A 22347-nucleotide genomic window follows, 5' to 3' on the forward strand; every position below is an offset into this window, starting at 1 on the left:
GAGAGAGAGAGAGAGAGAGAGGACTTTCGCCAGCGAAGGCGCATGGTATCACCCTAGGTATCACCCTCCCCCTCACCCTCACCCTGCTGGAGGCCTGATCGCGCCGGATCTGATGCCTGGCGATCTCGTCGAGTTGCTGGCCAGGGGAGCTGTTGCGACTTTGCGGTATCTTGACGGCAGGCTATTGTTCCAGACTTCTGTGGGAACCCTCAGTGTGGTCCTTCTCGTTGCGGCCTTTCTAAAAGACGATGCGGATATTGCCCAGGACGATGCGGTCTCCCGCGGGGTAGAAGATACCCTGCCCCACATCGTAGAACTTCTGCTGGCTGCAGACCCGGCTTTCCGCCCGGTCCTCATCGATCAGGCGCAGCTGCCTCATTGGCGTTCCAGAACGACAGGGATACAGGCTAGAGGGCTTGGCCACAAATGCCGTTCCATGACACATCAACGTTGTGATCACGACCGAGGACGCGGGTCTCTTAATGGCATGTGAAGTCACGGCAACGCTTTTCGCTGGCCCGCAGTTTGGGCATGATGCGTAGCGCGGGCCTCAGGTGTCCAGATTGATTCAAGGCGCCGAAACTTTCCAGTCTTTCCGCTGAGACCAAAGAAACCCGCGTTCGCAACAGTCTCGGGTTCATCACCCGACAGACGTTCGGGCGGGGGCAGGTGGGATTCTCGCGTCAATGTCGAGACGACCTTTTGGCGGCATCGCATGTCGTCGTTTAAATCGGAGGTTAAGCTTAGCCTTCAGGACGCTATCTGCGCCTTTAGCGGAGCATGGCTGGCGGCGTGACGCCTGCCCGTCAGCATTCGCATCAGCGAAAAGTTGCAACAGGTTCCGACTCCCTTTTGATTGGACAGCCGAGGACCGAGCGCCGAGCGAACAGTGTCGACGGCGCACGCCGGCAGCAACTTCCTGCCCCAGATGACGTCAGCGACCTCATCGAGGCACTGGCGTAGATCCCACTGGCCCCCATCGGAAAAACCGAAAATTGGTGACGGTGTCTTGAACGCCCGCTCCGCAACAGCTCAGAACCAGACCCCATTGCCGCTACAATCCTTCCTGGCAAAGGCGCCCGGTCAACAGAGGCCGAACCTGCAGCCGGACAACGTGGCCAGCAACTTGGGAGCGGGGCGATGCGGTTTGGGGCGCGCATCGCCAAGGAAGCCGGCGCCTGTCTCGTCTACTCATAGCCGACCGAATCTTCAGAATGGTGGAGACCCAGGAGACCGGAGTGAGAGACGCCGATCGGTGGTCAGCTGACCACTGACATAACACACTGAAATCAAAGGATTTTAGAAGGCCCCACTTTGCTTTGCTTAAGGGAGGCTGAGTTTTCGCTTCATTCGAATGAAGGACTTCTAATGGGGATCGACCCGACCCGACCCGCGGTCTCATCAAGGCAAACCACCAAAATCCAAATGGGCACATCCGCTGAAAGCTAGGGCCCGCTTGTGCAATGCTGGTCGAGATTACTGGCTCTTGCGTCAGGCGGAAGCCGTCACGTCAACAGTCGCGCTGCCCTACCGCTGCGTCTCGTCGCGTTGTTGTAGTAGCTCGATGCTTGCTGCACCGAGCGATGGCGCGATTGGTCCATGGCTTCGGGGAGAGGAATGCCGCGGTTGGCGGCTTCGGTGAGATACCCTGATCTCAGTCCATGCGCCGAATACTCGCCCGGTTCAAGGCCGGCCAGTGCAGCACGATGCTTGACGATGTCGTTGACCGATTTTGAGTCGAGCGTCCTCTTCGACACATTGCCCCATCGATCGACTTTCCGAAACACGCTACCCGTTTCGATCCTGGCGGCTTTGAGCCATGCATCCAAAGCCTCCACCGGCCGGCCCGTGACGTAAACCACCTCGTCGTGGTCCGCACCGGAAGTTTTGGTTCGACCGAGATGGATGGCGAGAGAGGGGAGGGGAGGGCCATCTCCGACCGCAACCGGCGGCTCTACGGTCAGTTGTTCCCTGCGCAGACCGGCGATTTCGCTGCGGCGACGTCCGCCGGACGCGAATGCCACCATCAGGATGGCGCGATCGCGGACATCACGCAGACTGTTCGTACGGCAGGTTGCCAACAGCTTTGCCAGCACATCACCGGTGACAGCTTTGGCGCTCTTGCGTTTTCGTGGCCGCGGCGTTGCACGCACGGCAAGCCGGATGGCCGACTTGAGGGCAGGGGAGGCGAAGGCGCCGCTCACGCCGCGCCATTTCGTCAGGGTCGACCAGGTCGCCAGTCGCCGGCGTACCGTGCCCGGCGCATGGGGACCGGCGGTCCTCAGAAAGCCCTGATCCCTAAGATTCTCCTCAACCTCTCCCGGCATACCGTGCCCCGGATCGGCGGCGCGCTTTTGCGGATCCCAGAGATGGTGGGCAACAAATTTCAGCAGCAGCGCTTCCGGTGCCGGCCAGGGCAGGGGAGTTTTGGTGGCTGCCAGCGACCAGGCCTGCAGATATGCGAGATCGGAGGTCAGTGCCCGCAGCGTGTTGTCGCCCATACCCTCGTTGACCAGATGGCGTAGCGTTTCGACATCCTGATCGGTAAGAAGTTGGGCGAGTTCGTCGCGACGTTCGAGCGGTAGCACGGCAGCGATTGTGTCGAGCTCATAGGCACGTCTGTCGACCGGGGCGCGGCCAGGACGCGTCATGGCATGGACGATGCGGGATGGACTTTTAGATCCGTTTGCCCGAAATCGTGCCCCTTGAACAACAGCGGCGCCTTGGCAATCGCCGCAACGGCATAAGAGAAGCAAGCGCCCATATTGAGGCTGGCAGGATGTCGGCCCTTGCCATACCGCTCCAGCGCTATCTCGGCCGCCTGGTAGTGCTTTGCATCAAACGCAACAGCGGTGATGTTTGGCGCATTGTAGAAACGGGTGACGATATCGCCGGCATTGGAAAATTGTTTCGCATTCAGGACCGTCCGGGTTTCGAATAGAGTTGGCCATCCAATGAGAATGGCTGGTTCCTGCCGCAATACGGCCTTGAAAGCTTCGGCTTCCGGCTCGTCGAGCATGATCGCGACAAGAACCGAGGTATCGAGGGCAATCACTTCGGCAACCCATTTTCGTCATAGAGATCGTCGTGGGCGGAGGTAGTCCCGGGTGCAACGGTTCGCCGACCTTCGGCAGCGAGTTCCCACACCGCGTCAAGCGGATGTGCGTTGTTCTGCTGCCGCAGCTCGACGTCGTAGCGCTCGAGTGCCAGCTCGACGAGCCGGTTGATTGGCTGGCCGGTGCGGCGGGATAGCGCGTGGGCCAGATCGCGGGCCTTGCTGCTGCGGATGGAAAGCTGCGGCTCGGACATGGTGTACCTCGTGAAACTCTTGGCTTCAACATAGAGAGCGGCACGTAAGATGGCAATAAATACGGTTCAGATGGCTAACCTCCGATAAGCGGTACTTATCGAATGTTAGAGCGGCAACCAGCAATCGTACCATTTGAGGAACCATAATATTCAGATAGAGTTTCTTTAGCAAATCATTTACCATGATTTCAATGGCTTATGATCTCACGAAAATCAGCATGACAGCCCTGATGAGCCCGGCTTTCGACGCCGCCATCGCTCTCACCCGTCTCGACGAGCGCATCGCCCGTTCACCCGTCGGCCCAGGCTGGCTAGATCGCCAGAATTTTGCCGACGCCTGCGCTTCGCTGTGGATCGACGGCGAACTCGTCCATCTCGAAGACCTCGTCCTCCACGACGCCACCTGCGATATCCGCCCCCCCACCCACGAACTCACCATCGCCCGCGACGTGTTGCGCACCCGCCGGCGCATTTCTTCCCATCCTCCTGGCTGGGCGCTGTCGCCGGATGGTCTGCGTAGTTTGAGGAGCCAGGCGGAGTTCGCAGTCGAACCTGGCGCCGGCAGCGTCGTGGAGCCGATCGGCCCTGAGCTCGATGGCGCCGCGGCCGGAGAAGGGGAGGGGGAGGGCAGCGTTGATGGCCCCAGCCTGCTCGACGCCGAGCTTGCCGCGATCGACGCGGTACTGGCCCGCTCCAACGCTGCCATCGAGCAAGCAAAGACGCCCGGCCGGGCTCCGGCCAAAAATCTGCTGGTTTATGATCTCGACTGGGACGAGGACGAACGGCTGGAGGAATGGCGCGGGGTGCTGCGACAGGCCGAAAACCTGCCGACGGTGCTGCAGGCGATCATTGCCCTCGATGCCTGGAACGAACTTTGGGTCCTGCAGCATGCGCCATGGCTCGGACGATTGTTGGCCGCCTCGATCCTGCGCCAGGTCGGCGTCACCACCGGCGCGCATCTGGCGGCCGTCAATCTCGGCCTGAAAGCCATTCCGGTCGACCGGCGCCGCAACCGCGACCGGGAGACGAGGCTGCTCACCATCGCCCACGGACTTCTGGCGGCCGCCGAAATCGGGTTGAAGGAGCATGACCGGCTGACCCTGGCCGGAAAGATGTTCGAACGAAAGCTGGAGGGGCGGCGCGCGTCATCGAAACTGCCGGAGCTGGTCGAGCTGGTCATGGCGAAACCGCTCGTGTCGGCCGGGATGGTGGCCAATACGCTGGGCGTCACGCCGCAGGCGGCGCGGCGGATCGTGTCGGAGCTCGGTCTCAGGGAGATGACGGGGAGGGGGAGGTTTCGGGCGTGGGGCATCATTTAGAAGAAGGTTCTCTTTAGGTTTTGCACCACTCCTTGCCTTGTCGCCTTAGATGAACGAATTCTTGTCCACAGTCCGGAACGAAGCCAACGAGGCCCAAGAAAGGGCCGCGGAAGCCTAGACCTGGACACGGTTTGCACCGTCGGCAGTTGAATTCGATGACGGCGAGTCGAGCCAGAGGGCGAGGCGCTTTGCCAAGCTCTCCATATCTTTGGTCTCGCACTCCCACACGGTTTCGACTTCCCAACCGAGTTCTAGCAGATCGTTCTCCTTCCTCTTGTCGCGCTCGACGTTCTTCGCGAACTTGCCAGTCCAGAAATCCGTACGCGTCTTCGGAGATGTCGCCTTGCTGCAGTCGGCATGACGGTGCCAAAAACAGCCATGGACAAAAATGGCCTTCCTACGAGCGGGAAATACGATATCCGGCGTTCCGGGCAAGTCGCGGCGGTGTAGCCGATACCTATAACCCAATCCGTGCAGGATCTTCCGAACCTTCAATTCAGGCAGCGTGTCCTTCTGACGCACGCGAGCCATCAGGGCGGATCGAGATGCGGTCGGAGCAGCTTCGTTCTCTTCTTTCAGAAATCCTACCGTGTCGCTGGCCGATATGGAAGTTATCCGAATAGTCGACCATCGAATCTCGCTGATTTTACGGCAGAACGTATACCTCGAGTTAAATATAAAAAGTGGCCGACGCAAAACCATTCAGCGGGTTGATTTCTTTTGACAAATCATAGAAGGTGGCGGGAAAACTGCAACCGGGGGTCGTGCAGCTTGGTCTATGCGAAGATTAGCGGAATCGGGACGACATCTCATGCCGAGTAGTTCCTGTCCTTCAACACCGTTGCCGGTGGGCGAGGTCGTGGATCTCTTCTGCGGAATCGGCGGAATCAGCAACGGGTTCAAACGCGCCGGCTTCGACATACGCGCTGGCTATGACGTGGACGAAAGCTGCCGATATGCGTTTGAGACCAACAACGGTTCGCGTTTCGTGAAAAAGGACGTCGGCTCTTTGTCTACTGACGAGATAAAGTCTAGATTCTCCGGGACCAGGCCCTCGGTGCTCGTGGGTTGCGCCCCGTGTCAGCCTTTTTCCACGTACAAAAAAGGCAAGACGGACGACCGTTGGGAGCTGCTGAAGAGCTTCGCGAGAATCGCGATATCGGTCGACGCCGATTTCGTGACGATGGAGAATGTTGCGGGCCTACTAGAGTACAAGGCCGGTAGCCTGTTTCAAGAATTTCTGGATGCTCTCTCTACGAGATACCTGCTCTCCGTGCAGGTCGTCGACTGCTCGCAATACGGAGTGCCGCAGCGTCGAAAGCGGCTGGTCGTGATAGGATCGAAGAAGAAGGTCGTTCAGCTATCGGCCCCTGCCGAGGACGCCGGCGCGACGGTGAGGGCGGCGATCGCAGGGCTCCCTCGGCTGACAGCCGGTGGGGTCGATCCGAATGATCCTCTGCATAGAGCGAGTAAGCTCTCGGACTTAAACCTCAAGCGGATCAAGGTGTCCAAACCGGGCGGGACTTGGCGCGACTGGCCGGCCGACTTGGTCGCCACTTGCCATACTGCCGAGACGGGCAAAGGCTACGGTGGAGTATATGGACGTATGGGATGGGATCAGCCCGCACCGACCATGACCACGCAGTGCTACGGTTTCGGTAACGGCCGCTTCGGCCATCCCGAGCAGGATCGCGCGATATCGTTGCGCGAGGCGGCTATTCTTCAATCGTTCCCTGCCGACTACGCTTTCTTCGAAGCGGACAAGTTTCCTGGCTTCAAGACCGTTGGGAAGTGGATCGGAAACGCGGTTCCGGTCGCGCTCGCCCAGGCGATCGCAAAGGAAATTTCGGCGGAGATCGTCGGCCGTGGCTGAAAACTCGCCGTTCAGAATGACGATCGACTTGAATGTCCTGAACCATCTCGGCATCAAGTTGTACAGCAGCGTGCCCGCCGTGATCTCGGAGGCGGTTGCGAACGCCTGGGATGCAGATGCCGAGAGTGTCGGCATTGATGTAGCGACCGGCAAGATCGTCATACAGGACGATGGACACGGCATGTCCGTCGACGACATCAATCGGAAATTCCTGACCGTCGGGTACCAGAGACGAAAAAACGGAGAAGCGAAGACGCCGCAGGGGCGCCCTGTGCTCGGAAGGAAGGGGATAGGCAAGCTCTCGCTCTTCTCGATCGCCGACACGATTGAGGTTCATAGTTGCTGGGGCGGGGAGCGGTCAGGCTTGATCCTGAGTCTTCCCGGAATCCAGGCGTCGATCGCTGCGGGCGAAAAGGAATATGTTCCAGCGGCGGTTCCGCTCGAAGAGATTTCCATCTCCCAAGGGACGAGGATCGAGATCCGAGACATTCGAAAGGCGACGCACAATGCGCCCGGGCCACTTCGGCGACGTTTGGCCAGGCGTTTTTCCTCCATCGGACAGGTCAATTACGAGAAGTCCTTCGATGTCCACGTCAACGGCGTGCCCATCACGTCGGAGGACAGGGAGTATTACAAGAAGGTCGAGTTCATCTGGACTTACGGAGAGCTCGGAGAGGAGATCAGCAAGTCTACTTCGGCGACGCAGGTCTTCCCGCGCGAAGCGACGTTCTCGGGCTGGATTGGTACGGTCAAATCGGCCGGCGATCTCGCCAGCGAGGACGGTGACAATCTGAATGACATTCAGATCATGATCAGAGGCCGGGTCGCTCAAGAGAAAACGTTGCAATTCTTCGGCGAGGACGGCCTCTACGCTTCCTATGTGGTCGGCGAGATCCATGCGGATTGGTTGGACGACGACGAGAAGGAAGATGTCGCGACCAGCAACCGTCAGGCGCTGATTGAGGACGACGACCGTGTCGTGAAGCTTCGAGCCGAGATACAAGCCGAGCTGAAGCACATTCAGAACAAGTGGACGGACCTGAGAAACAAGGAGGGGTCCAAGGAAGCCTTGAAGGTTCCAGAAGTCGATGCCTGGTTCAAGACGCTGGGCGCCGACCAACGCAACAAGGCGACGCAGATGTTTGGCAAGATCAATACCCTGAAGCTCGACCCGAGCGATAAGAAGCCTCTCTTCAAGTTCAGCGTATTGGCGTTCGAAAAGTTGAAACTTCGTGACAGCCTCAGTCGACTCGACAGTCTTTCCGATAGCGATTTTTCAGGCTTTCTGAAAGCTTTCGAGGACCACGACGAACTGGAGGCGCAGCTCTACTACGAGATCTCGAAGGGGCGTCTTGATCTCATAAACAGTTTCGAGGGCCTCACCGAAGAGAACAGCCTCGAAAAGATCCTTCAAAAATTCCTCTTCCAGCACCTCTGGCTCCTGGATCCGTCGTGGGATCGCGCGGCTATTGATCCGGTGATGGAGAAGGAGGTGAAGAAGGCCGTTCTGAACGACGAAGAGTTCGTCGGCGAATACATGGAGACCATCGGCCGCGTCGACATCCAGTACAGGAAGTCTGGCGGGGAGCACCTCATAATTGAGCTCAAGCGCGCGGGCAGGGTCTGCGACACGGACGAACTCTTCGCGCAGGTGCGGAAATACCAGAGGAAGATGGATCAGCTCTTGGCCGGAACTGGTCGATCGGCCGAAGCTTACGAAATCATCTGCCTCGTCGGAAAAGATCTCAAGGACTGGTCCGAACCGCAGGGTCGTGAGAAATCGCGCAGTATTCTCGAGCAAGCCAACGCTCGCGTCATGACATATCAGCAATTGATCGGGAACGCCCGACGAGCCTATGGCGAGTATTTGGAGGCTTCGAAGACGGCCAGCCGGATCTATGCCATTCTCGATGCCATCGACGCGAGTCTGTAGGTTTCACCTGGGTCACGAGCTCGCCGCGATTTCCCGCCGGGCAGAGCGAATATATTTCTGGTTGCTGGAGTGATCCTCTCTTAAGCTGCAATTCGCGCTTAGGTAGGGGCGCGCCATTTCTTTTCCGAGGGATGCTTTCCATCTTCACGATGTCCGGTAAACAATGGAATGCCAGGCTGGTAAGCCATTATCTTTCGTCGGACGGTCCGCACGGCGGAAGCCCGATGACGTATCTGGACGCGACTTCGTCGGAGCTCGCGATCGCCTCGGGCGTCACGGACCTTGATCCCGAGATCGCTCTCCGCTCCTTTCTCGACAGCTTCGATATCGCCTTGGTCAGTCATTATTTGAGTGGGGGTTCGAGTTCCGATACGGCTGAGGAGGAGCCTGCTTTCTTTCGATATCTCGTCCTGACATGCGTGATCGCCGTCAACGACGTCGTCGGCACGGACCTTGAGACGCATAACTTCCGTGTCCGCATGGGACAGGCGTTCGGAATTGCCGAATTGACCTCTGTGGGCGGCGTGAACAGGCTCTGGCGGCGGCTTGCGAGTTGGAGTGATCGGCAGAGATCGGCCGGGCGTGCTGTGCGACAAGTCGTCCTGCCCGATCCAGGCGCCATGAGACTGATCGGGCATGCGGTGAAGATGGCTTTTCCGGCATGGCGTGACAAGGCGCAGTTCGCCGCGATGCTGAAGACAATTTCCCAGTCGGTGCGGCGTTCGCCGAGGAGGCTGGTCGAAGAACTGCTGCGGACCCACCGAAGATTCGATATACCAAGTGCCATCATGGACGCGCTGCAGGACTTTTCCGAACGTTTGTCGTCCGGACAGACGATGCTTGCCGACCATCGCTTCTGGGCTCTGGTATCCGGTATAGAGCGACAGATATCGGCGGAAAACGGCGAAAAAGACGCAGCTTTCTGGATCGAGTTACGGTTCGCGGGTTTCGACCAGGACGTCGCGGAGTTTACTTTGAATACGGCTCGCCAGAGCCGATCAAGCTCAATCGGCGGCGGTCCCTTCGCAGGGAGGGCTTGGAGTGATGTTCTCCAAGCTGTCGCAGGGAATAAGAGCGGGCACGTGGCTCGTCGAATCGGCGACGGCTACGCAGTCTTCGTCGAGCGGGCGGGATCATGGGTCTGCGACGAGGGCGGACCGGGTGCAGACGAGTTTTGCATGGTCGTCGCAAGGCGAGGATCCGCGCCGCGAGACTGGAGGCTAAGGACGACCTGGACCGAGGTGGAAAACGACTGGGATATATCCGGGCGGATCGACGGCATCGAAGTCCTGCGTCACCTCTCCAGGAACGGGTTCGTTCCGGAAGAACTCGTCAGTCCGAGATTGACGGGTGGGGTGAGTCTGAAGCGCAATGTCTATCTCGGGCGCGCGTCTTTTTTGCCGGAGTTGAGCGGCGTCGAGTCCTCAGCGATCTCGGTGACCCGACTGAGCGAAGGGCTGGGCGAGTTGCGGGTCGAGCCAAACGGGCTCCTACGTTGCGAAGAGACTACGGACGGTGTCTGGCGGATCGGTCTGGCCGAAGGCGACAACAGAATGGATCTCACCTGCGTGCTGGAGGGCAGCGCTCCCGAACCTGGCACATATGCGGATTTAACCTCAAAGCCTGGATGGCGGCAGGATCGTGAGATGCTGGACGAGACGTCGAGCCATCCATCGCAAATTGAGGTGGAGATCGAAGACGACGTCGCCGCCGACCGAACCGCGGTAGAGGATCTCGGCGAGGCGATCTTTTCGAAAGCGGGCACGGTCTGGCGGGAAGGAGAACTGATCGCTCTTATCGACCGAGTCGTGCCGACGCACGATCTCGTTTGGGACGTCCTGCGGGCCTATCAAGAGGCCGGATGGCTTGATCCATACATATCGCAGGCTTGGCGGGGTCGGGTGTGGGCGTGCCGACGCCCTAGGCTGATCTTACTGTCGGAGAGCGAAGCCGTCGTCGACGGCGCCACCCCTTGGATCGTTCAAAAGACCCTGTCGCAGGCGTTGGGGGTTACGGGCGGCGAGCTGAAGCGCTATTATGGGACATCCTGGTCACCGAGCACCATCCGTATCGACGGAACGTCCGTGGTCCGACTTGCCGAAACGCTCGAATGGCCGGTCTTGCGGCTGTCTGCTCTGCCGGCACCCGACCCGATCCTCCAATGGATCGAAGATCCTAGAACGCCGGACGGCCGACGGCATGCGAGCTCCTGGTCCTATGGGCTAGGACTCTTCGTCGGTCGTCAGGACGAGAGCGCTCGGGTTTCGCTCGAGCGTTGGGTGAGAGACAGGGGTGACGAGGCCGATCTCTACGTGCTGAGAAGGGGCTCGGAGATCCTCAAAAAGACCGCATCGCGAGTCGCCGCGATCCTCGAAGGGCATCGACTCAACAAGATGGCTCTCTTCGTGCAGAGTGGCGAAAAAGTGAGGCGAATCGGCAAATCCGGGTATCTGCCCAGTCCGATCGCTCGGCATGCACGGTTGCGAACGATGCGATCGTCGGGACCGGTGATAGCCGACGACGGGACATGGGACTACACCTATCATCTTGATCGGTCGACGACGGCCTGGTTGAGGCGCTTCATCGGGGAAGGGTTCGCCAGTCGGGGAGAAGAGGGGCCGTCGACCGGGTCGGCCATGGCGTTGGCACGTCATCGCGGTACCCGACGACCGAGCTGGAGAAGCATTGCAGGGGGGATGTGACATTGGCAACGAGTTGGTTCTTGGGGCGCTGCCTTTACGAGCCTCGCCCGTACACGCGCATCGAACCACTTGCCTTCGCACAGGACGGCTCATGGCTTTCTTGGGACAAGTGGAGCGAAACCTTCCCGCGTGAAGGAAGGATATTCTCACCCAAACATCCCGGGATGGGGGCGGAACTTCCATTCGCCTTCGATGCGTACCAGGTGGCGGATCCGTCGGGACCGGACGAATTTCAGCTCGGCGTCGTTCAGAAGGTCGAAGAAGTCCTCGATTACACTGCTCGCAGTATCGAGGATGCACGACGGGAACTGGTCGAAATAGGCATCGTGCGTGCGCGTGGCCGCAAGGAGCAGGTGGTCGTAGCCTTGACCGGTGGCCGATGCGTCCGGATCACACTGGTGCCAAACCCCTTCAAGGAGAAGAGCTTCGCCGACCTCGGAGGTCTGGAGAAACTGCAGACTTTTGCATTCGACAAGGTGCTCTTCGACGGGATCAAGGTCGAAGGCAAGTGGTACGCGGTCCCACAGACTACCGTCGGCCAACCGGGCGATGTGATCGACTGGTCGGTCGACAAGGACTTTCTGGATACGCTCATCAAGAGACTGAAACGCGTCGGAAAACCGGAGGACGGTACGGTTCCGTTTCCCGCCACGAAAGCGCAGGTCCAGGCGATTTTGACGACGCTCGACCGCTTCGAATTGTTTCCTTCGCAACAGAGCGGATGGCGGGCGGCCAACGATCGTGTCAAGCGCCTCTCGGCCGATCTGCGGATCGGCGTCGAAAAGGTCGATCAGATCGTCGCAATACTCAGCGAACTGTCTCCGGTCGATGAAAAGCTCCGGGTCGAAATCGAAGCCCGGCGCGAGGGGATCGCAAAGGAACTGCGCACGCGTATCGAGGAGGAGCTGCGGAGGGAAATCGAAGCGGCCCATTCGACGTTGATGGAGACGAACCGCTCGCTCCTGGCCCAGACCGAAACGCTCGCAGCCAAGAGGGAGCTTATCGCCGAGGAGATCGCACAACGATCGACCGAAAAAGACGACATCGTCAGCGCGCTAGAAAGAATGATCTCCGATCTGGCGCTGGTCTTGAGCGACAGGGAAACCCCCGGCGAACCGATGCGCAGGTTGGCGTCCGACCTGCAACACGTCCTCGCGGATCGCGGCGATTTGATCGCAGGCTCGGACGAGATACCGATGCCGCTGATGCGCCCGGCACGTTTCGACAGGAAAATCGCGCCAAGAGCCTGGTCGGAAATCGGCGCAGCTTTGAGCACAGCGGCGACGTTCCATGGTTTCGATGCATCGGATCTGAGGGGCATCGACATCCTGGCGAGATCGGGCGAAACCGTACTGGTGGGTAGTGATGTCGCTATGAGCCTGGTTCGCTGTTACGCGTCGGCGGTCGCGCAGGGCCTCTTCTCGGTGCAATCGCTCGACACCTCGATCCTCGGACACGAGGATATCTGGCGTATGCCGGCGACAGGATCGCTCACGACTTTTTCTCGTGTTTGGAAGACGGCCTGCTTCGACAGGTCGACCTTGAGGATCGTACTTCTCGAAGGCATCGAGCGAACGCCGATGGATATGTGGATCCTCTCGTTCATGTCGCTCCTCGCTTCCCCCGAGCGCCCGGCGAACCTTCTCGTCTTCATGAGCATGGGTGGTCGTCCGATCGACAGCGGGCGAGGTATGATAGGTCTCGAAGATCTTGTCGTACCGATCCGGCCGGCGAAGACACCGGGATTGACGGGTGAGCAATTGAGACGCGTGCTCGGTGACGCAGCGGACCGGGTTTGGTTCGACGATGCCGTGCGTCCGCGACCGACGAAAGACGATTTTCGAAGTTTGGTCCAGAGCTGCCTCGAGTGGAGGATCGACGAGGATATCGATTTTCCGCTGCGCGCCCATGTGGCCGGCTGGCCGTTCCGCGGCCCCGAGACGGACGAGCTCGTTAGAACCGTCTGGGCGAGCCGCCTCGGCAAGAATGCTGGGACGACGCCCCCGAAAATGTTTGCCGATGGCCGTGATTGGCTGAAGTCGATGATAGATTGAGGAGGATACTCGATGCTCGATCCGATTGGCGCCTTCGAGCGCATGAGAGACCTTTATATCTCGTATCTCGATACAGCTTTCCGGGTGAGGCGGACGGAGCTTGCGGATAGGCGTCGAGCACTGCTGCGCCAGCCGGGCAACCTCGCGACGGCGCCGTTCCTCGAGCCGGTGCCTCGGTATCGTTCTGCGGAATGGGGGCTCGACGAGCTGGTCGATCTTGCGGGCGAACGCAATCCGATCGGCGGCATGTCGCGTGAGGGGCGCATCGCGTTCGCTGAGCTCGCCCTTTCCGGTTTGTTTCCTGGAGTTGCTGCCGACGGAGAAATTCGAAGAGCAGGATCACGCAAACCCTACACGCATCAGATGGAAATGTTGGAACGAGGCGTGATGTCCGGTACGCCCGGTATCGTCACGTCCGGGACCGGTTCCGGTAAGACGGAGGCCTTCATGCTGCCCATCCTGGCGACGATCGCCGAGGAGGCCACGCAATGGCCCGCACCGTCGCCAGGCTATCTCGCTTCATCTTGGTGGCGGGATACCGCAAAGAATTTTTGCTATCACCGCGACGGGGAGCACGCCGCTCGGCCCAAGGCCGTCCGGGCACTAATCCTCTATCCGATGAACGCGCTTGTCGAGGATCAGCTCAGTCGTTTGAGAAAGACGCTGACCTCCCCCGAGGCCACGGCGGTTATGGACGAACGCTTTCGAGGAAATCGGATATTCTTCGGCCGTTACACGAGCGCGACGCCGGTAGCCGGCAATCTCGTGCATCCAAGACGCGGGGACGTTCGGATCGAGAGGGAAAGGGCGGAAGCGCGCGTAGCCCGCGTGCGTGCAGCCATGACTCGGTACGAGGACGATCAATCGCTCGCACGGCACCACGATGCGGCTCACCCACATGACGATCCGACACGCTATCTTTTCCCGTCCGTCGACGGCAGCGAGCTCGTCGCTCGATGGGACATGCACGAGACACCGCCCGACGTGCTCGTCACCAACGTCTCAATGCTCGGCACCATGTTGTCTCGGGAGATCGAAGCGCGAATCTTCGATGAGACACGACGGTGGCTAGAAACGGAAGAAGGTGCTTACTTCTTCCTGGTTCTGGACGAGCTCCATCTCGTTCGCGGGTCTGCCGGAACCGAGGTTTCCGGCCTAATCCGGGCCCTCGTGCAACGCCTTGGGCTGGATCGACCGGAACACAGGCATAAGCTTAGGATATTGGCGTCGAGCGCGTCCCTGCCATTGGATGGAGAGGAAGGATCGAAAAGCCTCAAGTATCTTCACGATTTCTTCGGCCCGTTCGGGACGAGCAAAGGAGCGGGCGATGCCGGCGCGACGGACCCCTCAAGCTGGGGGTCGGCCATCGTTATGGGGACACAGGAGATCCCGGCCAGCGAAATGCCGTTCCCGCTGCGGACGCGACCCTTCGTCGACCTCATCCGGCTCTTGTCGCCGGCCGGACAGCTGGTCGGTCGGCTCGACACGTGGCGGCCGGGGTTGACCGACGCCGTGACCGCCTGTGGGAGTGCCCTCGTGTCGACGCCGGCATCCGACCCCTTGCTCGCGGTCAGACAGGCGATAGAGGCGGCGGCCTCGGTCCTGACGAGCGCGTGCCGATCGGAGAGCGAAGGCAGGCTGCGGGCAACCGCGATCGACACCATTGCCGAACGGGTCTTCGGTACGAGTTCGGGCGAGACACATCTTGCCTTGCGAGGGCTGGTGGTCCTGCGAGGGCTCGGCGACCGCGTCAACGACCTCCTCGGAATCCACATCGACGATCGCACGACAAGCTTTCGCGAGCACGTCTTCATCAGGAGTATCGAAGGCCTGTTCGCCACGCCCGTCGTCGTCGGTGAGAGCGTCGGCTTCGCAGGCGTCACCATTGAGCGCGGCACGACATACGGGTCCGACGGGGCCGTCAGCGAACGCGTATTCGAACTGGTCTATTGCGAATCCTGTGGCGAAGAGTTCGTCGGCGGACGACGTGGAGAGGCCGAACGAAGCAATGGCATCCAGGTAGAGTTGCTACCGTCTTCTCCGGAGCTGGAGACTCTCCCGGAGATCGGGGCGAGTGGAAATTACGAGGATCTGAGCTATCAGGACTTCGCGGTCTTCTGGCCGAGTCGGCGCGGGCCCCAGCATGGCGACCAGGACGACGAGCGGTGGATGGAAGCGACGCTCGATACGCGCAACGGCATGGTGTTGGGAGGCTGGGACGAACGACCCCATGCCGTGCGCGGGCGAATCTTCTGCTTGCCGCCGAACGCCGGAGGCGCGCTCAGGACGCCAGGGACCGCGGGCCCGAAATGCTGCCCAGCCTGCGGGATAGACTACAGTGGTAGAAGCAGAAGGTTCCGGCAATCTCCCATACGAAGCTTTCGCACGGGCTTCGCCAAGAGCTCTCAGCTCGTTGCGACGGAACTCTTCTCGATATTGCATGCGAGCGGGGACAGCGCGAAGGCGGTCGTGTTCTCCGACAGTCGACAGGATGCCTCACGGGCCGCGCTCGACATCGAGCGACGGCATCATCAGGATGGTCGGCGTCAGCTCCTAGTACAAAGCGTGAAGGACTTCGCCGAAGCGGCACCTCGATTGATTGAAGAAGCGACCGCTCTCATGAACGAGGCTTGGCAACGGAACGACCTGGCGGCCGTGGCGACGCTTTCTGCACGAGTGACGGCCTTGAGACAAGAAGTCGGGGAGCCGGGGAGGGTCGCGTTGCGCTCGATCATCGAGACTGCCGTCATGCCGGGCCAAGTCGTCGAAGGAAGAGCAAAGCCGCTCCTGGCGAGCATGGTCGGGTTGGGAATGCATCCCACGGACGACGTCGGGATCGCGCGGATCGGAGAGGGGCCGGGCAGACAAGGTTTGGATTGGGACCGTTTGTTCTCTTTGAACGCGGGATCTGTCGACTGGCGGGTGGGTTCCGACGCACTGGCATTCCAGGAGGCGCGGAACGAAATCGTCGCGGATATGAAACCGCTCGTCGACGACGTGCTGTTCTCCAAGACGTATTTCGCTTTGGAAGAGACGGGCCTCGGTTATCCGTCGCTGTATGCCACGGGAGGCGACGATCACGACCGAATGGACGCCTATCTGAGGGTCTTCGCCGATTCCTATCGCGTTCGAGGCAATCGTTGGGTCGAGAGGAACGACCAACGCAAGGAGTGGCCGACCGCGCATGCTATCCCGAGCCGACGCGTCAGAGGCTTCGCCGAGGCCGCGGCTCCCGGCGGCCGGACGGGCGAGCTTGATCGCGTACTCGCAGCTCTCCACGACCGCGGGCACCAGAACGGTTTCATCGAGCCCGAGCGGCTCTATGTGTGTCTAGTGGACGACGACCACGGGTACTTTGCCTGCGAGAACTGCACGCGCGTCCACCTCCACCGAGGAGCCGCGATCTGCACGCGATGCACGGGTCCGTTGCCCAGCGAACCGACCGGGCGGGTTCGGGAGCTTCGGGAGCGGCATTTTCTCGTTCGCGGCATGACGGGCGCCGACGGCGGCGGCGCTGGCGGCTTCCGGCTCCGCTGTGAGGAGCTGACCGGCCAGACAGGATCGCCGGCCGACCGCCTGCGCCGTTTCAGGGGAATTTTCGTCGACGGTGTTTCCGGCGGGGGCGACGAATTGTTCCGAAAGGCGAAGGAGATAGATATGCTGTCGGTGACGACGACCATGGAGGTCGGCATCGACATCGGTTCTCTCCAGGCCGTGTATCAGGCAAACATGCCGCCGCAGCGCTTCAACTACCAGCAGCGCGTCGGACGGGCAGGGCGGCGTGGACAGGCGTTCTCGATGGTGGCGACGCTCTGCCGCAGTCGCAGTCACGATTTGCACTATTTCCAACACCCGCAAGCGATCACCGGCGACGCTCCTCCGCCGCCTTTCTTGACTTCGGACCATTTGGCGATCCCACTCCGTCTGCTGCGGAAGTTCTGGTTGATCGCCGCGTTCGAGCTCCTCAGGGACGAAAGCGGGAAAAATTACCCGGGGGACGACACGCCGTCGGACGTCCATGGCGAATTCGTTCCCTGTGACACCTATTTCGCCGAAGGCTCCGAATGGCCAGACCGTCTGGGCGAAGCTCTGGATCGCTCCCGTTCCATGAGGGATCGAGTAGCTCGAGCATTGGGTGCCGGAAGGCCGGGACGCGCCGAGGAACTGCTTTCCCGTCTGCATACGGACAGCCTGTTGTCCGAAATAGAGTCGTTGCGTGAGAGTGGTGCCTCGGCGGTAGGTAACCTTGCGGGATTTCTCGCGGAAGCGGGGTTGCTGCCCATGTACGGAATGCCGACGAGGGTCCGCGACCTGATCCTCGGTCCCGCGGATGCCGAAACGGGCTCTTCGGATTGGGATACGGTCGATCGTGATCTTGACATCGCGATCTACGAGTTCGCCCCAGGCCAGAGCTTGATCAGGGACAAGCGCAAGCACACGGCGATCGGGTTTACGGCGCCGATCGCGGTCCGGAAGAACGAACGGGAACAGACGGCGACCTTCCTGAAAGGATCGCCGAGTCCGCAGTGGTTCGCCGATCGCGTGGCGATCGCCGTCTGCCAGACGTGCGGCGCAACGAACACGAGGGCGGCTGAAGCAACGGAGGAGGGGAATTGCGCCGACTGCGGCGCGATGATTTCGGCATCCGATTACGTCACCTACTGCATGCCGTCCGGCTTTCGTACGTCCTTCCGTCCGTCGCCTCTCGACGAAGACGAGATCCTCGCCCGCCCGACGCGACGAGAGACGTCGTTGGAGATCGAGGATCTGGCGACGGTCGAATGGCCCGAGGCCAACCTGCTGTACGCGACGGGAGATAGGGCGTCGGTCATCCGAAAGAACGACGGCCCCATCGACATCGACGGTGAAGCCCACGGCTTCGTCATCCAAGAAGCCGTTCAGAAGAACGTCATGATGCGGCGGTCGCCGCCGCTTTGGGCCAAGAACCTCCGGCACCAATACGTGGTTCCGGACACGCTCGCGGATACGCTCAACTGGTCCGCGGCGCACGACGCGTCGGGAATCGCCTCCAGTCCCGAAGCCGTCAGGTTGATGTCGCGGAAGCGCACGGACTCCTTCTACCTGGGCATGCGATCGATCCGAAAGGGCCTTGCCTTCGACCGCCTCGGAGGACGGAGCGTCCACAAGACCAGCATGCGGGCCGCCGCCGTATCGGCGACGCAGCTGCTGATGCAGCGCGCGGCGCTCGAGATGGATATCGGTCCGGAGGAATTCGAAACGCTCGAGCCACGCTTGCGGGACGGCTTGCCGCTACTGCAGATCGCCGACAGCCTCGTCAACGGAGCCGGATTTTCGCGAAGACTAGCCGATGTCGTCGACGGTCCGCCGCTGGCGTACCGGCTCATCCGGTCGATGGTCGAGGATGCGGACCGTCTCGTCCAGCCATATTTCGAGAGCGATCATCCGCAGACCTGCACGCGTTCCTGCTATCGCTGCATGCAGCGGTACAACAATCGTGGCTATCACGGGTTACTCGACTGGCGCCTCGGGCTGGGTTTTCTGCGAGGCATGATTGATGTCGGTTGGGCCGCCGGTCTCGACGGGGACTGGAGCGCGCGCGAAATTGCGGACTGGCGCACGATAGCAGAGCGTAGTGCCACGGAGTTACAGCGTCTCAACCCGGTCGCACGTTCGGTATCCAGCGTAGGGCATATGGGACTGCCGGTGCTGAGGGAAAACCGGAGCGGATCGTCCGTCGCCTACTTAATGGTCCATCCCTTTTGGCGGCTCGACGAAGCTTCGCTCGGCGAAGGTCGGCTCGCGGACGTATTGAGGGAGCTCCAGGGGACGGCGATTTACTTCATCGATTCTTTCGATGCCGCGAGAAGGCCGGTCAAGGCCGTCGAGTTCGCGAAGATCAGACCGCTCGGGATGGCGTGAGCAAGCGCCCGACTATTTACGTCCCCCGCCTAACAGGATCGAGCGGAGCCTTTCGACGATCTGGAGCGCAGGAACGGTCAGATCTACGGTGACGAACCGAATCCTATGACCTTGGATGGTTGCGTTCTGGTCGAGTTCTACGCCGACCGTGGGATGAAGTAACATCCCGGCGGACGTGAGAGACAGTGGGTCGTCCGATCGTTCCTGGCTTCTCAGATAGGCATAGAGTTGATAGATATGGGCACTTTTCAGGACCTCTTCCCGATATTGCGAGCGAGCAAAGACAGACGTGAATTTGGTGTCGACGATCAAGCGTTCCGATGCTCGTTCCAGCTCAATGTCGACTTCCATCGCCGGAAAAATCGAGTGGATCCTATCGCTGGCATCATCGAATTGCCAATCCAATCGCTTCGCTTGCCTGACCCGCCAACCCAGCGGCGAAAGTTCGGAGCGACAGAAATTGCCCACCGCCTTCTCGAAAAGACGCCTGACGAGGATCGCTTTCTTCTCCACGTCGGTCACGACCGTCCCTCCTTCGTTCTCGGTCGGAAGAACCAGATCGAAGACGATGCGCGAGAGGCTGATCATCAGCAGGTCGTCATGATCATGCCGTCCGATGCGGTCGGCGGCGATTTCATGTCGTGAAGGCGTGGGGCCCGCGACACCGAGCCGCAGCAGGTCGCCTTCGAGGCGCCGGCAACGGCCGGCAAGTTCTCGATCGTCCAGGCTTTTTGCCAGCCGGCCGAGAGCGGCTCGCGCGAGACGATTGCGGGGAATGTCGAATGTGAATTCGTCCAGGCGGCATGCAACGGCACCACGCTCCAGGAGGCCGCGGGCATGGGTTTGAAGCAAATCGATTCTGCCTCGTACGCGCGGAAGCACCGCTTCGATCCGCCGATAACCACGACTGAGGTTGCGCCGAAGTCGCAATTCGATCGCGAAGCACAGCAGGCGCGCGACGAGGTCTTCGAAATCCGGAGAGGATTCCACTTGGACCGAATGCCGACCGAAGAACTGCGCGAGGTTGGATGCGTAAAGGAACAGAAGCCAGATGTTGCGGACAGGAATAGACCCTATCGTGCGTATGGTCGCAGGCGTTCCCATCTTTGTTACCTGGCCAAGAGGTTACGGGCAGCCGCGGATGCTTTTTCCGGTGCATCGAACCAATATTCCTCAAGCAGTGGAACTATTTCCGTTCTCACCACGTCCCGAAACCATTCCACGGGATCGCTTACGGGCATATCGGCTGCGGGCGTCAAGTAGCTGTGGCCGATTCGGAACTGAGAGCCGAGAGCACGGTCGCCTTCGATCTCCTCGTTGAGGGCGGCGATCCTTGCTCGCATCAGATCGACGGCTTCGATCGGGAGACCACACCGTTCGACGCACCATCGCCTCCAGTGCTCGTTGAATTGGGGTTCGAGGTCCACGAAAGCGAAGCGTCGCCTGAGTGCGAGGTCGACGAGGGCTAGCGATCGGTCGGCGATATTCATCGTACCGATGACGTGGATGTTCTTGGGGACGTAGACCTTTTCGTGCTTCTCCGTGTGATAGGCGAGTTCCATGGCATCGTCACGATTCCGCTTCGAAACTTCGAGAAGGGTCAAGACTTCGCCGAAGATCTGGGCCGGGTTGCCGCGATTGATCTCTTCGATCACTAGGACGAACGGACGATCGGGTTGCGCGTTCGCCGCCTCGACGATCTGGAGGAAGACTCCATTCAGAAGCGCAAGAGTGCCGTTGCCTGTCGGCCGCCATCCGCATACGAAATCCTCGTAAGAATAGGATGGATGGAATTGAATTATCCGTAGACGCTGCCTGGTCAGCTTCGGGTCACTGGATCCGATGAGCGCATAAGCGAGCCGTTTGGCGAGCCAGGTCTTTCCCGTTCCAGGTGGTCCCTGGATTACCACATTCTTCTTCGATCTAACGCGTTCGAGCAGCCGATAGATGAGGACGTCCGGGATGAAGCATCCGTCACGGACGATGTTCTCGATCGTATAGGACGGATTGGCGACCTCGCGTTCGGTCTCTGGCAAATCCTCGTACAGCCCGTCTGCCGGCCCGGGGACGTCGGGTTCGCCGTACTTTTTTGCAAAATAGGGAACTTCAGTGGTCCAATAGCGATAGTCCTGTGGCTCGCCCGCGAAGGTGAAGAGTATCAGGCGGCGCGCGAGGTCGTCGTCGCGATCTGCTTCGAGCACGGTGGTCCGATACGTATAGAAGAACCAATCTCGCGGCGGGCTGAGTTTATGCCAACTGACCTCAATGGTTCGTCCGTTCCCGGGATTCGCGGTGATGGTGCCGATCGCTTTGAGCCGCATGCAAGAGACGGCGTTTCCCTTGTTGTCGAAGGGAAGACCGAGCTTTCTCGTGAACGTCGACTTGATGGCGATAAGGTCGCCCTTGCGCATTTTTCTGACGTCGTCGAGGTAACGGTCCTCGTAGCCGTTTTCCCAAATACCGTCACGAACGAACCGATCGCACTGATCGCCGCCGTCATCCCACGATGCGCCGACGAACCAGAAATGGCGTGCCGGGTCGTCGAACGGGTCGGACGTGGCATCCTCCGGAATGGCGTCCTCTTCTTCCCGTGCAATCTGGAACCGGCGCTTGATTTCTCGGAAGAGAACGAGCGCCTGTTCGTGCGTCAGAACCGTTTCTCTACCCTCTTCGGTGAGCGACCAGACGCCACGCTTCGACGAACCTATGAGCCCGGCCTTGAGGAGATAAAAGCGAGCCCAGTTGATCTTGTCTTGAACCTGAGGATTCCCGCCTTTGGTCTTGGCGTTCCAATCATTCGCGGCGATGTCCAGGTTTGCTCTGATCCATGCCGTGACCTGCTCCGGTGTGGCGGATCCGCCGAGGTTTCGCAGTGCGTCCAGGACTGGCCCGAAGTACTCGACGAAACGAGGCCCCGTCATATTTTCCAAATCCGGTTCTGCGGGAGCCGTCGTCGCCCAACGAAACACCTTCTCCCGCTCTTTGGTGAGAAAATCGGACGGGTCACCGACGTCGGCTCCGGTGGCTGTGGCGACCGCAACAAACTCCTTGAGGGCACTTCCTGATAAGTCGCCGGATTGTAGATCCTTTTCTTCCACAACGATGGATGACAAAAGCGGCCAACCAAGTCCATGGCCGATCTTTGCTAGCTTACCCAGATGTTTCCTGAGTTGGCCGCGGCTTGTTTTCCGATTCACCTCGTTCGCGAGTGCCAGGTTGTCGAAGGAAAGTAGGCGCTGCTCTGTTGCGGCAGTAA

Annotated in this window: 13 protein-coding genes; 6 read left to right on the forward strand and 7 right to left on the reverse strand. The window is 60.1% G+C overall.

Annotation, left to right across the window (positions count from 1 at the left end):
• Positions 1 to 238: 238 nt before the first annotated feature.
• The 4 genes from LH464_RS21770 to LH464_RS21785 all read right to left on the reverse strand — a co-directional run bounded on the left by LH464_RS21770 (position 239) and on the right by LH464_RS21785 (position 3309).
• A complete protein-coding gene (locus LH464_RS21770) occupies positions 239 to 379 on the reverse strand; it encodes a hypothetical protein (protein ID WP_226788516.1) in 141 nt (46 codons plus the stop codon).
• A gap of 1126 nt (positions 380 to 1505) precedes the next feature.
• A complete protein-coding gene (locus tag LH464_RS21775) occupies positions 1506 to 2651 on the reverse strand; it encodes a site-specific integrase (protein WP_226788517.1) in 1146 nt (381 codons plus the stop codon).
• Positions 2648 to 3055 (reverse strand): type II toxin-antitoxin system VapC family toxin, encoded by a 408-nt coding sequence (locus tag LH464_RS21780; RefSeq protein ID WP_226788518.1) that lies wholly within the window; start codon positions 3053 to 3055, stop codon positions 2648 to 2650. Before LH464_RS21780 ends, LH464_RS21775 begins: the two co-directional genes overlap by 4 nt.
• A complete protein-coding gene (locus tag LH464_RS21785) occupies positions 3052 to 3309 on the reverse strand; it encodes a type II toxin-antitoxin system VapB family antitoxin (protein ID WP_226788519.1) in 258 nt (85 codons plus the stop codon). Before LH464_RS21785 ends, LH464_RS21780 begins: the two co-directional genes overlap by 4 nt.
• A gap of 182 nt (positions 3310 to 3491) precedes the next feature.
• Here LH464_RS21785 and LH464_RS21790 point away from each other — a divergent pair, with 182 nt between their 5' ends.
• Positions 3492 to 4628: an RHE_PE00001 family protein gene (locus LH464_RS21790; protein WP_226788520.1), complete on the forward strand. Its 1137-nt coding sequence runs from the start codon at positions 3492 to 3494 to the stop codon at positions 4626 to 4628.
• Between the two features lie 114 nt (positions 4629 to 4742).
• Here the strand turns inward: LH464_RS21790 and LH464_RS21795 are convergent, their stop codons facing one another.
• Positions 4743 to 5249, reverse strand: a complete 507-nt coding sequence (locus LH464_RS21795) for a very short patch repair endonuclease (protein WP_315859720.1) — start codon at positions 5247 to 5249, stop codon at positions 4743 to 4745.
• 238 nt (positions 5250 to 5487) lie between these two features.
• Between LH464_RS21795 and LH464_RS21800 the strand changes: the two genes are divergently transcribed.
• The 5 genes from LH464_RS21800 to LH464_RS21820 all read left to right on the forward strand — a co-directional run bounded on the left by LH464_RS21800 (position 5488) and on the right by LH464_RS21820 (position 19091).
• Positions 5488 to 6501 carry a DNA cytosine methyltransferase gene (locus tag LH464_RS21800; protein ID WP_315859718.1) on the forward strand — a complete coding sequence of 338 codons (1014 nt, stop codon included), beginning with the start codon at positions 5488 to 5490 and terminating at the stop codon, positions 6499 to 6501.
• Positions 6494 to 8434: a BbrUII/HgiDII family restriction enzyme gene (locus tag LH464_RS21805; RefSeq protein WP_226788522.1), complete on the forward strand. Its 1941-nt coding sequence runs from the start codon at positions 6494 to 6496 to the stop codon at positions 8432 to 8434. The genes LH464_RS21800 and LH464_RS21805 overlap by 8 nt, the downstream gene beginning before the upstream one ends.
• A 224-nt stretch (positions 8435 to 8658) precedes the next feature.
• Positions 8659 to 11136, forward strand: coding sequence for a hypothetical protein (locus LH464_RS21810; RefSeq protein ID WP_226788523.1), 2478 nt, complete (start codon positions 8659 to 8661; stop codon positions 11134 to 11136).
• 20 nt (positions 11137 to 11156) lie between these two features.
• Positions 11157 to 13190: a hypothetical protein gene (locus LH464_RS21815; protein ID WP_226788524.1), complete on the forward strand. Its 2034-nt coding sequence runs from the start codon at positions 11157 to 11159 to the stop codon at positions 13188 to 13190.
• Between the two features lie 12 nt (positions 13191 to 13202).
• A complete protein-coding gene (locus tag LH464_RS21820; protein WP_226788525.1) occupies positions 13203 to 19091 on the forward strand; it encodes a DEAD/DEAH box helicase in 5889 nt (1962 codons plus the stop codon).
• A 12-nt stretch (positions 19092 to 19103) separates the two neighbouring features.
• Here LH464_RS21820 and mcrC read toward each other — a convergent pair whose 3' ends face one another.
• Positions 19104 to 20195: a 5-methylcytosine-specific restriction endonuclease system specificity protein McrC gene (gene mcrC, locus LH464_RS21825; RefSeq protein WP_226788526.1), complete on the reverse strand. Its 1092-nt coding sequence runs from the start codon at positions 20193 to 20195 to the stop codon at positions 19104 to 19106.
• 5 nt (positions 20196 to 20200) lie between these two features.
• On the reverse strand, positions 20201 to 22012 hold the full coding sequence (locus tag LH464_RS21830) for an AAA family ATPase (RefSeq protein WP_226788527.1): 1812 nt from the start codon (positions 22010 to 22012) through the stop codon (positions 20201 to 20203).
• Positions 22013 to 22347 lie beyond the last annotated feature (335 nt).

Source organism: Pseudorhizobium xiangyangii (assembly GCF_020531965.1).
GTDB lineage: Bacteria > Pseudomonadota > Alphaproteobacteria > Rhizobiales > Rhizobiaceae > Neorhizobium > Neorhizobium xiangyangii.

Excerpts from the sequence above, each read along its gene's own strand:
- LH464_RS21770 (WP_226788516.1), bottom strand. The coding sequence starts at position 379 with ATGAGGCAGCTGCGCCTGATCGATGAGGACCGGGCGGAAAGCCGGGTC.
- LH464_RS21775 (WP_226788517.1), bottom strand. The coding sequence starts at position 2,651 with ATGACGCGTCCTGGCCGCGCCCCGGTCGACAGACGTGCCTATGAGCTC.
- LH464_RS21785 (WP_226788519.1), bottom strand. The coding sequence starts at position 3,309 with ATGTCCGAGCCGCAGCTTTCCATCCGCAGCAGCAAGGCCCGCGATCTG.
- LH464_RS21790 (WP_226788520.1), top strand. The coding sequence starts at position 3,492 with ATGATTTCAATGGCTTATGATCTCACGAAAATCAGCATGACAGCCCTG.
- LH464_RS21810 (WP_226788523.1), top strand. The coding sequence starts at position 8,659 with ATGACGTATCTGGACGCGACTTCGTCGGAGCTCGCGATCGCCTCGGGC.
- LH464_RS21820 (WP_226788525.1), top strand. The coding sequence starts at position 13,203 with ATGCTCGATCCGATTGGCGCCTTCGAGCGCATGAGAGACCTTTATATC.
- mcrC (WP_226788526.1), bottom strand. The coding sequence starts at position 20,195 with ATGGGAACGCCTGCGACCATACGCACGATAGGGTCTATTCCTGTCCGC.
- LH464_RS21830 (WP_226788527.1), bottom strand. The coding sequence starts at position 22,012 with ATGACGGGGCCTCGTTTCGTCGAGTACTTCGGGCCAGTCCTGGACGCA.